This is a genomic window from Rhizobium sp. NZLR11 (genome assembly GCF_019685115.1).
Taxonomy (GTDB): domain Bacteria; phylum Pseudomonadota; class Alphaproteobacteria; order Rhizobiales; family Rhizobiaceae; genus Rhizobium.
The window spans coordinates 242,252-253,555 of record NZ_JABDWD010000009.1; the positions used below are offsets into that span (position 1 = coordinate 242,252).

Annotated in this window: 10 protein-coding genes; 4 read left to right on the top strand and 6 right to left on the bottom strand. The window is 61.5% G+C overall.

Annotated features, from left to right (window positions below):
* Positions 1 to 19: 19 nt before the first annotated feature.
* Positions 20 to 994 (bottom strand): thioredoxin-disulfide reductase, encoded by a 975-nt coding sequence (trxB, locus tag HJB83_RS18110; RefSeq protein ID WP_221115845.1) that lies wholly within the window; start codon positions 992 to 994, stop codon positions 20 to 22.
* A 231-nt stretch (positions 995 to 1,225) separates the two neighbouring features.
* Between trxB and HJB83_RS18115 the strand changes: the two genes are divergently transcribed.
* Complete coding sequence (locus HJB83_RS18115) at positions 1,226 to 1,693, top strand: Lrp/AsnC family transcriptional regulator (protein ID WP_164013485.1); 468 nt, start codon at positions 1,226 to 1,228, stop codon at positions 1,691 to 1,693.
* 24 nt (positions 1,694 to 1,717) lie between these two features.
* On the opposite strand, the gene HJB83_RS18120 is transcribed toward HJB83_RS18115, so the two are convergent.
* The gene (locus HJB83_RS18120; RefSeq protein ID WP_207581242.1) at positions 1,718 to 3,061 is read right to left on the bottom strand and encodes a sigma-54 dependent transcriptional regulator; all 1,344 of its coding nucleotides are present in this window, start codon (positions 3,059 to 3,061) and stop codon (positions 1,718 to 1,720) included.
* A gap of 4 nt (positions 3,062 to 3,065) precedes the next feature.
* Positions 3,066 to 4,940, bottom strand: a complete 1,875-nt coding sequence (locus HJB83_RS18125; RefSeq protein ID WP_221115844.1) for an ATP-binding protein — start codon at positions 4,938 to 4,940, stop codon at positions 3,066 to 3,068.
* A 221-nt stretch (positions 4,941 to 5,161) separates the two neighbouring features.
* Here HJB83_RS18125 and HJB83_RS18130 point away from each other — a divergent pair, with 221 nt between their 5' ends.
* A complete protein-coding gene (locus HJB83_RS18130) occupies positions 5,162 to 6,499 on the top strand; it encodes a dicarboxylate/amino acid:cation symporter (RefSeq protein ID WP_221115843.1) in 1,338 nt (445 codons plus the stop codon).
* A 62-nt stretch (positions 6,500 to 6,561) separates the two neighbouring features.
* Here HJB83_RS18130 and HJB83_RS18135 read toward each other — a convergent pair whose 3' ends face one another.
* On the bottom strand, positions 6,562 to 7,620 hold the full coding sequence (locus HJB83_RS18135) for a glycosyltransferase family 4 protein (RefSeq protein ID WP_221115842.1): 1,059 nt from the start codon (positions 7,618 to 7,620) through the stop codon (positions 6,562 to 6,564).
* Between the two features lie 27 nt (positions 7,621 to 7,647).
* Positions 7,648 to 8,124 carry a transcription elongation factor GreA gene (gene greA / locus HJB83_RS18140; protein ID WP_164013475.1) on the bottom strand — a complete coding sequence of 159 codons (477 nt, stop codon included), beginning with the start codon at positions 8,122 to 8,124 and terminating at the stop codon, positions 7,648 to 7,650.
* A 254-nt stretch (positions 8,125 to 8,378) separates the two neighbouring features.
* Here greA and HJB83_RS18145 point away from each other — a divergent pair, with 254 nt between their 5' ends.
* Both HJB83_RS18145 and HJB83_RS18150 read left to right on the top strand, forming a co-directional pair.
* Complete coding sequence (locus tag HJB83_RS18145; protein ID WP_207584347.1) at positions 8,379 to 9,611, top strand: putative DNA modification/repair radical SAM protein; 1,233 nt, start codon at positions 8,379 to 8,381, stop codon at positions 9,609 to 9,611.
* Positions 9,611 to 11,065, top strand: coding sequence for a UdgX family uracil-DNA binding protein (locus HJB83_RS18150; protein ID WP_221132513.1), 1,455 nt, complete (start codon positions 9,611 to 9,613; stop codon positions 11,063 to 11,065). The genes HJB83_RS18145 and HJB83_RS18150 overlap by 1 nt, the downstream gene beginning before the upstream one ends.
* On the opposite strand, the gene HJB83_RS18155 is transcribed toward HJB83_RS18150, so the two are convergent.
* The coding region (locus tag HJB83_RS18155; protein ID WP_221132514.1) for a hypothetical protein at positions 11,046 to 11,304 on the bottom strand (259 nt) is incomplete at its 5' end. The two genes, HJB83_RS18150 and HJB83_RS18155, sit on opposite strands and share 20 nt — an antisense overlap.

The window sequence follows — 11,304 nt, forward strand, 5'->3', positions numbered from 1 at the left end:
CCCACCCCTCATGCCGATCTTACTCCGCGGCCACGGCGACGGGCATGTGGCCCGTCAGGTATCGCTCGGCTTCAAGCGCTGCCATGCACCCCAGGCCGGCGGCAGTGATCGCCTGGCGGAACGTATCGTCGGTCACGTCGCCGGCGGCATAGACCCCCTCCAGGCTGGTCGCGGTCGAATCCGGCGCGGTCCAGAGATAACCATTGTCCTTCAGCTTCAGTTTGTCCTTGAAGAGCTCGGTTGCCGGCGCATGGCCGATGGCAACGAAGACGCCGTCGATTACCATCTCGGTGATCGCGCCGGTCCTGACGTCACGCAGGCGCGCGCCGGAGACGGATTGCGGCATCGGCGGCTTGGCCGGCGTGCCGGTGATTTCGGCCACTTCGGTGTTCCACAGCACCTTGATATTATCCTTGGAGAACAGGCGTTCCTGTAGGATCTTCTCGGCCCGGAAAAAGTCGCGGCGGTGAACCAATGTCACCGACTTGGCGATGTTGGAGAGATAAAGCGCCTCCTCGACCGCGCTGTTGCCGCCGCCGACCACGATCACATCCTTGTTGCGATAGAAGAAACCGTCGCAGGTGGCGCAAGCCGAAACGCCGAAGCCCTGGAAATGCTGCTCGCTCTCGATGCCGAGCCACTTGGCCTTGGCGCCGGTGGCGATGATCAGCGTATCAGCGGTCCAGACCTGGCCGCTGTCGGTGCGGGCGACGAAGGGACGCTGGTTCATGTCGACTTCGGTCACGACGTCGTTGACGATCTCGGCGCCGACATGTTTTGCCTGCTGCAGCATCTGTTCCATCAGCCAGGGACCCTGGATCGGATCGGCAAAGCCCGGATAATTCTCCACATCGGTGGTGATCATCAGCTGGCCGCCCTGTTCGAGACCGGCGATCAGAACCGGTTTCAGCATGGCGCGCGCGGCATAGACCGCGGCGGTATAGCCTGCGGGTCCGGAACCGATGATGAGCACCTTGGTGTGGCGGGCGGGCATGTCATTTCCTTTCGACTGGCAGGATGGCGGCGGCTAAGTGGCGATTGCGGCCGTTTCGCGGTCCATGGGCCATTTATGAACGTCCAATGCTTTTATTCAAGGGCAGCCTTGCGTTACCAACAAGGCAAATCGCCCGGATGTGCAAGAATCCGTCATCGGCGTGAAACATTCTTGCGTATTCCGCCGCTTTATATAGAAGCTCCCCGCGGAGAATTAAAGAAAGGCAATGATGTGGGTCGCGCCGAACTCGACGTCATCGACATAAAGATCCTCCGGGAGCTGCAGGCCGACGGCCGCATGACCAATGTGGAGCTTGCCGATCGCGTCGGCATCTCGGCGCCGCCATGCCTGCGCCGGGTGCGCAAGCTCGAGGAAGCGGGCATCATCGAGGGTTACCACGCGATGCTGAACAGCCCGCGGCTCGGCTTCGACCTCGTCGCTTTTTGCATGGTCGGCCTCAAGCACCAGTCGGAAGGCAATCTCAAGGCCTTCGCCGCCGCCACCACCGAATGGCCGCTGGTGCGCCAGGCCTGGATGGTCTCGGGCGACAGCGATTTCCTGCTGCATTGCGTGGCCGAGAACCTCACCCGCTTCCAAGATTTCGTCATCGAGGTTCTGACCGCGAACGAACACGTCGACACCGTGCGCACCATGCTGACGATCCGGCAGGTGAAGAAGCTCGGGCTGGTGGAAGTCTGACGCGACGTCGGACTTTATTCCCGCTTATTTGCGAGCGGCATAGCCACCCCGGTTGATACCGTGGCGCTGAAGCTTGTCGTAGAACGTCTTTCTCGGAATGCCGAGTGCCTCGATGGTGCGACGCACGTCGCCATCATTGGCCGACAGCGCGTCGCGGATGATCTCCGCCTCGTACCGTTCCAGCCGTTCGGGAAGCGTGGCGTCCGTCGGCTGCGGAGTGGCCGCCGGCGCTCCACCTTCGACGCCAAGCACGACGCGTTCGGCATAATGCGAAAGTTCGCGGACATTGCCCGGCCACGAATGCGAGGCGAGATGTCGCCGCACTCCCTCTGAAAGTGGCGGGACATCACGGCGAAAGCGTTCTGCGGCGCGGGCGGCGAAGTGGGAAAACAGCAGCGGAATGTCGTCGCGGCGTTCTCGCAGCGGCGGAATGGAGATCGTCACGACATTCAGCCTGTAATAGAGATCCTCGCGAAATTCCCCCCGCACAGCGGGATCCCCGAGGTCGATCTTGGCAGCCGCGACGACGCGCAGATCGACCGGGCGTACCTCATTGGTGCCGAGCGGCGTGATCTCGCGCATCTCCAGCACCCTCAACATCTTGACCTGCGTGGCAACAGGCATGCTCTCGATCTCGTCGAGGAAAAGCGTGCCGCCGCCTGCATGTTCGATGCGGCCGGTGCGGCGCTTTTGGGCGCCGGTAAAGGCGCCGGCCTCGTGGCCGAACAACTCGCTTTCGATGACGGTTTCGGGCAGGGCGCCGCAGTTCAGCGCCACGAAATTGCCCTTCCGGCGGTGGCTCCACTGATGCAGGATCTGAGCAACCACTTCCTTGCCGCTGCCCGTCTCGCCGGCAACAAGCACGTCGACATCGGTATCGGCGATGTGGCGAAGAATTCTTCTCAAATTTTCCATGACAGGCGTCTGGCCGATCAGCGGCGAATTCTCCTGCGCATCCTCGGCAGCTTTGCGCAGCATGCGGTTTTCCAGGATAAGCCGCCGCTTCTCGCTGGCGCGACGAACGCTTTGGACGAGCCGATCGGCTGCGAAGGGCTTGGCGATGAAGTCATAAGCACCGTCTTGGATTGCCTGAACCGCCATCGGAATATCGCCGTGTCCTGTCATCAGGATCACCGGCAGGTCAACGTCCATGGTCTGCAGCGTGGCGAAGAGTTGCAGCCCGTCGATCTCCGGCATGCGGATATCGGTGACGATGGAGCCGGCAAAGTCGGCTGACAGGTCGGCCAGCGCGGCCTTCGCTCCCTCATAGGCGAAAACGGAGAATCCGGCGAGTTCGAGCGTCTGGGCGGTGGCGCGGCGCAGATCCTTGTCGTCGTCGATCAGGGCAACGGGCATCATTGTGGCCATGACCTCAAGCCTTCCTCAGATGAACGATGAACCGGGTTCCACTGCTGTCGCTGGCGACCTCCATCCGGCCGCCGTAATCGCCGACAATATCCTTGGAGATGACCAGCCCCAGGCCGAGACCGCTTTCCTTCGAGGTATTGAACGGCGTGAACAGGCCCTTGCGGATATCCGGCGGAATACCGGGGCCGTTGTCGGCGACCGTCACCGTTACCATGTCTGCATCGGCTGATGTCCTGACCTCGACACGACCCTCTCCGGCCTTCGGCGCCACCGCCTCCAGGGCGTTCTGAAGCAGATTGATGAGCACCTGCTCGAGACGGATGCGGTTTCCCATGACCCGCAGTTCGGCCGGGGGCAGGTCGATGTCGAGCGTATCCATGCGACCGGCAAACCGGCTGCGCAACAGCATCACCGCGCCCTCGATCACATCCTTCAATCCTGTGGGCTCGGCGCTGCCGCGACCCTTTCGGGCAAAACTCTTCAGCTCCTCGGTGATCGAACCTATGCGCTCCGTCAAAGCCGCGATGCTTTCGAGATTTTCACCGGCAGGTGCGGCCTGCCCGCGAGCGAGGAAGGTGCGGGCGTTGTCCGCATAGGCACGGATGGTCGCCACCGGCTGGTTGATCTCATGAGCGACGCCGGCGGCCACCTGACCGAGAATTGCCAGCCGGTTGGCCTGCACCAGATCCTGCTGCACGGCCTGCAGCCGCTGTTCGGTGCTCTTATGGCCGATGATTTCAGCCTGCAGCCGATCGCGCGCCTGGCTGAGATCCAGGGTCCGCTCGGCGACGCGCCGTTCCAACTCCTCTCGCGCCTGCTGTTCTCCGAAAATCCGCAAGGTGATCGCATGGCGCCGGCGCAGCAGAAACGCTGCTCCCGCCAGCAGCGGCAAGAGTATGAGCAAGGCCAGCATACGGGCTTCGCGAATTCCCGCATCGATGGATGGCCCAAGCGCCACGAGATGCTGCAGCTGCCAGCCGGTTGCAGGAACCGGCATCCCGACATCGAGAAACCTGGTTTTTCCGGCATCGCCGGGCATGACGATCTCAGCGACATCAAGGCCGTCGCCGAGGTTCCGGACGAAATCCAGCGGCAGGGGCTGAAGCGGTGCAGCGCCGAATTGAAGGCTTTCGCGGATCGCGGTCAACCGGTCTTCGGCGATCCGACCGATCGTCATGAACCGCCATGATGGAATACTGGTGATCAGAACAATGCCGCGCTCGTCAACGACGTAGGACGGGGTGTTCGAGGCATTCCAATCCGCCTCGACGTCGTCGAATTCGACCTTGACCACAACGACACCCAGCAGGCCATTGCTGCTCGAAATCCGCTGGGAGATATAGAGACCCGGTTTTTTGCTGACCGTGCCGAGCGCGAAGTGCTCGGCCTGTCCTCTTTCGGCCGCGCCTCGAAAATACTCCCGGAAGCGGTAATCATTGCCGACGAAACTCGTCGGTTCGCGCCAGTTGCTGGCCGAAACAGCCATGCCGTCCTTGTCGATGACATAGATGACGGCAGCCTTCGTGCCCGCCGCCAGCTTTTCCAGCTTCTGACTGAGCCGCTCGAACGTGCCGGCATCGTTTCCCGCCAGTGCCGCGGCGAGTGCAGCGTCCTGCGACAGCACGAAGGGCAGGGCCCGGTATTTCTCAAGAACGGTGCGCAGCAAAGCCGCATTCAGCCTCGCATCCATGCGGGCCTGTTCCTCAAGGGCAGCCTCCGCCCGGTGCCGGCCGATCTCGCCGCCGGCCCAGAGACTTGCGACGACGGCAAGCAGTGCGATCACCGCATAGGCCCACCACATCCGGCGGATGCGGTGGTGCAGAGACAGGGCAGGCCACAGCCTTTGCGAGACAGACAAGGACATGGCGGATTTGTGCATTTTTCTGCACTGGATGCAAATGGATTTGTGCGGATTTCCGCATTTGTCCATGAGTGCGCCGGGCCTTCTGAAATTTTTATTTAAAAAAATCAAAAGGTTATAAAAACACTCGAAACTGGCACGGTGATTGCGAAGGAAATGGCAACAACGGCTGAGCTGTTGGATTGAAGCGAAGGCTCGGGAGGCCGGAGTTCGTTCCGGACGAGCCATAGGAGGATATCATGATCGCAGCACCATTCGATGCAGTCGCAGACAGCAAGGGCAAAAAGAAGCCCTTTTACACCCATCTTTACGTTCAGGTTCTTGCGGCCATCGCCGCCGGTATCGTTCTCGGCCATTTCTACCCCGAACTCGGCGCCCAGCTGAAACCGCTTGGTGATGCCTTCATCAAGCTCGTCAAGATGATCATCGCGCCGGTCATCTTCCTGACGGTAGCGACCGGCATTGCCGGCATAAGCGACCTTAAGAAGGTCGGCCGCGTTGCCGGCAAGGCGATGTTGTACTTCCTAACCTTCTCGACGTTGGCGCTGGTCATCGGCATGATCGTCGCCAATGTCGTCCAGCCCGGCGCCGGCATGAACATCGATCCGGCTTCGCTGGATCCCGCCGCCGTCGCCACCTTTGCCTCGAAGGCGCACGAGCAGAGCATCGTCGGCTTTCTGACCAACATCATTCCGACGACGATCGTCGGCGCTTTTGCCGATGGCGACATTCTGCAGGTGCTGTTCTTCTCGGTGCTGTTCGGCATCGCGCTGGCTATGGTCGGCGAAAAGGGCGAGCAGGTCGTCAATTTCCTCAATGCCCTGACGGCTCCGGTCTTCAAGCTCGTCGCCATCCTCATGAAGGCCGCCCCGATCGGCGCTTTCGGCGCCATGGCCTTCACCATCGGCAAGTATGGCATCGGATCGATCGCCAACCTCGCCATGCTGATCGGCACCTTCTACCTCACCTCGCTGCTCTTCGTCCTCGTCGTTCTCGGCGCCGTCGCCCGCTATAACGGCTTCTCGATCTTGGCGCTGCTGCGCTATATCAAGGAAGAGCTGCTGCTGGTTCTCGGCACCTCGTCTTCGGAGGCCGCACTTCCGGGGCTGATGAACAAGATGGAAAAGGCCGGCTGTAAGCGCTCGGTCGTCGGTCTCGTGATCCCGACCGGCTATTCCTTCAATCTCGATGGCACCAACATCTATATGACGCTGGCGGCCCTGTTCATTGCCCAGGCAACCGGCATCAATCTCTCCTGGGGTGACCAGATCCTGCTGTTGCTGGTCGCGATGCTGAGCTCGAAGGGTGCGGCTGGTATCACCGGCGCCGGCTTCATCACGCTTGCCGCCACACTTTCCGTCGTGCCCTCCGTGCCGGTCGCCGGCATGGCGCTCATCCTCGGCATCGACCGCTTCATGTCGGAATGCCGGGCGCTGACCAACCTCGTCGGCAATGCCGTGGCGACGATCGTCGTGGCGCGTTGGGAAAACGAGTTGGATACCGCGCAGCTTGCCAGAGCGTTGGGCGGCCAGACCGGTGAGGATATTTCGGCCGCAGGTTTCCAGCCCGCCGAATAACCAGTCACTTCATCGCATCTACGGAGCGGCCCGTTATTCGACGGGCCGTTTCTCTTTCTGCATCAGCGGTTATTGTCGCCAAGAAGCCGGTCGTAAACGGCGCCGATCGCACTCGCTTCCTTCTCCAGCGCGAAGTGCGCCCTGACATGACGCAGTGCATTCTCGCCATGCGCGATCGCCAGACCGGGATCTGCGATATAGGGGGCGATGGCCCGAGTCAGCGCCTTGCCATCGCCGGCGGCGATCACCGCCCCTGTCTCGCCCGTGACGACGAGTTCGGAATAGGCGCCCGCGTCCGATGCCACGACGGCAGTGCGCGAGGCCATGGCTTCGAGTGGCGTCAGGCCGAAGCCCTCGTTTCTGGAGGGGGCGACGTAAAGCGTCAGGCGGCGATACCAGACCTTGATATCAGGCACTTCGCCGAGGAAGAGGATACGGTCGCTAAGCCCGGCGGCGGCGACATCGGCCTTGAGCCTGTCTGCGAATGCCGTGTGCTCCGCCGTTACCCGGCCGGAGACGACCGCCGTCCACTCGGGATGCTGCGGCAAGAGTTCGATCATCGCCTGCACGAAAAGATCGGTGCCCTTCTGATGGCGCACGCGGCCGAAGCAGCCGACGAGATGGCGGCCGGGCAGACCGGCAGCGGCGATGCCGTCGTCTGTCGTTTCCGGCGGATGGAACAGGGCAAGGTCGACGCCGTGCTGGATGACCGTGTGCGGCACCTCGAGGAACGAGCCGGAACGGTCGCTGGTCGCGATAACAGCGTCCATGCGGCGGATCAGCCATTTCGTATAGGCGGTATGGCGGCGTTGGGCGGCCGAGGTGAAAAGCAGCTTCAGCTGCATGCGCAGGAGATGGCGAAGCATTATGCCGACGGCCATCTCGTTGTTGCGGCGGGCGTGCCAGACGCGCTGGCGCCGGCGCGCCGGCTGGCGCCAGAGGCCGAGGAGCTGTGACCATCTCAGTTTCGGCAGGCCCTCCGGCAGGCCGGGACCGAGAGTTGCGATCCTGATGCCGAGCCGGATCTGGCAGGGGATGAGCTGGACGATGGTCGAGGTGACGCCGGAGAGCCGGCGCTTGAAATTGGGCGCGATGATCTCGACGTCACGAATGTCCGGCACGGGAGGGGTCTCGTATCTGGCGGCCAATCAGCCCCAGGAAACCTGGAGGATTTCGTAGGCCTTGGCGCCGCCGGGCGCATTGACCTCGATGGAATCGCCGACCTCCTTGCCGATCAGCGCACGGGCGATCGGGGAGGAGATGGAGATGCGGCCGGCCTTGACGTCGGCTTCCTGGTCACCGACGATCTGGTAGGTCTTTTCTTCCTCGGTGTCCTCGTCGACGAGCTTCACCTTGGCGCCGAACTTGATCTTGTCGCCCGACATCTTCGTCAGGTCGATGACCTCGGCGCGCGCCGTCAGGTCTTCCAGTTCGCTGATGCGGCCTTCATTGTGGCTCTGGGCTTCCTTGGCGGCGTGATATTCGGCGTTTTCGGAAAGGTCGCCATGGGCACGGGCTTCGGCGATCGCCTCGATGATTCGAGGGCGCTCCTCCTGCTGACGCCAGCGCAGTTCTTCCTGCAGCTTGACGAAGCCACCCGGTGTCATTGGTACCTTTTCAACCATTTTTCTGTCCTTCACTCCTTGTATCCACGCAGTTAGGCGCAAACACAAAAGAAAACAGGTCCCGAAGGGGAGCTTCGGAACCGTGCCACAATCCTAGTTAAGTGCTTATAGCAGATCGCCAAGGCCGATTTCCAGAAAATTCGGATAAACGAAATGCGAGCCGCCGCGACAGCGGGTCGTCCGTCGCAAAAACCGGCAAAAGATCGGACCACCGCGGTTGACTTTGTTCTAAGGAACATATAGTGAACATTCTAATGAAGAAGTCGCTAACAGAACGCTTGGCCATCCTTTCCGACGCAGCGAAATATGATGCTTCCTGCGCGTCCAGCGGCACGGTGAAACGCGATTCGGCGGCAAGCGGCGGGCTCGGCTCGACCGAGGGGTCCGGCATCTGCCATGCCTATGCCCCGGATGGGCGATGCATTTCGCTTCTCAAAATATTGCTGACCAATTTCTGCGTCTACGACTGCGCCTATTGCGTCAATCGTTCGTCGAGCAATGTCGAACGGGCGCGCTTCACGCCCGAGGAGGTCATCTGGCTGACGCTGGAATTCTACCGCCGCAACTATATCGAAGGCCTGTTTCTTTCCTCGGGCATTATTCGTTCGTCCGACTACACGATGGAAGAGATGGTCCGCATCGTCCGCGAACTGCGTGTGACGCATAATTTTAGCGGCTATATCCATTTGAAATCAATCCCCGAAGCATCGCCGCGTCTTATCGAGGAGGCGGGACTCTATGCCGACCGGCTGTCGCTCAATATCGAGTTGCCGACGGATAACGGCATCAGCCGCTTTGCGCCGGAAAAGAAACCCGCCAATATCCGCCGATCAATGGGCGATCTCAGGCTGAAGATCGAAGCCGCCGGCGAACCGACGCTGCAGACAAAGAAGCGTCAGCGTTTCGTGCCGGCCGGCCAGAGCACGCAGATGATCGTTGGCGCCGACGGAGCGAACGATGCGACGATCCTGGCGACCAGCGGCAGGCTTTACAGCAGCTACGGCCTGAAGCGTGTCTATTATTCCGCATTCAGCCCGATCCCGGATTCGTCCAAAAACCTGCCGCTGATCAAACCGCCGCTGATGCGCGAACACCGGCTCTATCAGGCCGACTGGCTCTATCGATTCTATGGTTTCGGCATCGATGAGATCACCGCCAACCAGGTGGGCGGCATGCTCGATCTTAACCTCGACCCCAAACTTGCCTGGGCGCTCGCCAACCGCGCCGATTTTCCCGTCGATATCAACAGGGCCGAGCGCGAGCGGTTGCTGCGTGTGCCGGGTCTCGGGACCAAGACCGTCAAAGCGATCGTTTCGGCACGCCGGTTTCGTCGCCTGCGGCTCGACGATCTCTCGCGGCTCGGCGTGTCGATCAAGAAGGTCCAATCTTTCATCTCGGCGGAAGGCTGGTCGCCGCGCCGGCTGATCGACCGGCCGGACCTTCGCGCCATGTTCGAGCCGAAACCCGAACAATTGTCGTTGCTGTGATGCGCCGGGTCGTGCTTGCAGGACGGGGCGAGCTTGCCGAATGGCGCGATGCCGCGCGCGCTTTTGCCGCCGCCGGCATATTGCCTGATGAAATCGATTGGCGCGAAAAAGCCGCGGAGCCGGATCTTGCATTTCAACGCGACGCCATGCCGCCGACGCCTGCGATAACACGCAAGCCAATGACGGTGCCGCCGGCCTTCATCGAGCTGGCGGAAACGGTTCTCTGCCATTCCGATCCGGCACGGTTCTCGTTGCTTTACCGACTGCTCTGGCGACTGCAACTGGACCGGCAATTGCTGGAAGTGGCCTCCGACGAGGACGTCGTGCGGGCCCGGCTGATGGCGAAAAACGTTCGGCGTGACGCGCACAAGATGACCGCTTTCGTCCGCTTCAAGGAGGTTGGTGCCGCAACGGCAGATCGTCGAAAATTCCTCGCCTGGTTTGAGCCGGACCACCATATCGTCCGGCGCACGGCGCCCTTCTTCCAGCGCCGTTTCACCGACATGGATTGGCTGATCGTCACGCCCAAGGGGTCGGCCGCCTGGGACGGCGAGCGGCTGACGATGAGCAACGCGCCATGCGAGAAGCCCAATCTCACCGATGCCACCGATGAACTCTGGCGCACCTACTATGCCAGCATCTTCAACCCGGCGCGATTGAAGCTGAAGGCGATGCAAGCGGAAATGCCAAAAAAATATTGGAAGAACCTGCCGGAGGCCGACCTCATCCCCGGGCTGATCGCATCGGCGGAGAGCAAGGTGCGGGCCATGGCCGCGCGCGAGGCGACGCAATCGCTGCCCTTTCACGACCGCCTGCAGGACGCGGCGCGCAATATCCCTGCCGAACCCGAGGCGCCGGCCGGCACGCTGGAAGCGTTGCGCGCGGAAGCTGACGTCTGCACCCGCTGCCCGCTTCATGCCAAGGCGACGCAGACCGTCTTCGGGGAGGGACCGCGCGATGCAGAGGTGATGTTCGTCGGCGAGCAGCCGGGCGACCAGGAGGATATAGCAGGACGCCCCTTCGTCGGTCCGGCCGGCCGGCTCCTCGACCAGGTGATCGCCGAGGCGGGCATCGACCGCTCGACGCTTTACGTTACCAATGCCGTCAAGCATTTCAAATATGAGCCGCGCGGCAAACGCCGTATCCACCAGAAGCCTAATATGGGCGAGGTAAAGCACTGCCGCTGGTGGCTCAATCTGGAGATGGGGCTGGTCGAGCCGAAGCTCATCGTTGCCATGGGGGCAACGGCGCTCGCGGCGCTGACCGATGTCAAACAGCGCCTGCAAGATGTCAGGGGGAAAGCAATGGCGATCGATGGAGGACGCACGCTCTTCGTGACGGTGCATCCATCCTATCTGCTGCGTATCCCCGACGAGCGGCTGAAGGCGGAGGAGCTCGCGCGATTTCGCGAGGACATGATGAAAATTCAGCGGCTTATGACAGCCGCCGAATAAATTGATTCCGCTTGAGCTGCCGCCACCGCTCATCGAGCGATGGCGCTGTCTCTTTGTTCTTAGGCAATTCCGGACGCAAAACCGCGGCACTCTTTTGCTGGAATTGCTCTAACAGGCTGCTGAAAAACCCACTGGCTTTTGGGCTGGACACATGATTCCATCTTGCAAGTGATTTCGAGGGAATTTGGATGCGCGGCGGGGATGATCGGACGGGGTCGCTGTTTTCGTATGTCGACCTT

What these genes read in the sequence shown, in the direction of transcription:
- trxB (WP_221115845.1), bottom strand. Translation starts at nt 994, where the DNA reads ATGCCCGCCCGCCACACCAAGGTGCTCATCATCGGTTCCGGACCCGCA.
- HJB83_RS18120 (WP_207581242.1), bottom strand. Translation starts at nt 3,061, where the DNA reads ATGGCCACAATGATGCCCGTTGCCCTGATCGACGACGACAAGGATCTG.
- HJB83_RS18125 (WP_221115844.1), bottom strand. Translation starts at nt 4,940, where the DNA reads ATGCACAAATCCGCCATGTCCTTGTCTGTCTCGCAAAGGCTGTGGCCT.
- HJB83_RS18130 (WP_221115843.1), top strand. Translation starts at nt 5,162, where the DNA reads ATGATCGCAGCACCATTCGATGCAGTCGCAGACAGCAAGGGCAAAAAG.
- greA (WP_164013475.1), bottom strand. Translation starts at nt 8,124, where the DNA reads ATGGTTGAAAAGGTACCAATGACACCGGGTGGCTTCGTCAAGCTGCAG.
- HJB83_RS18145 (WP_207584347.1), top strand. Translation starts at nt 8,379, where the DNA reads ATGAAGAAGTCGCTAACAGAACGCTTGGCCATCCTTTCCGACGCAGCG.
- HJB83_RS18150 (WP_221132513.1), top strand. Translation starts at nt 9,611, where the DNA reads ATGCGCCGGGTCGTGCTTGCAGGACGGGGCGAGCTTGCCGAATGGCGC.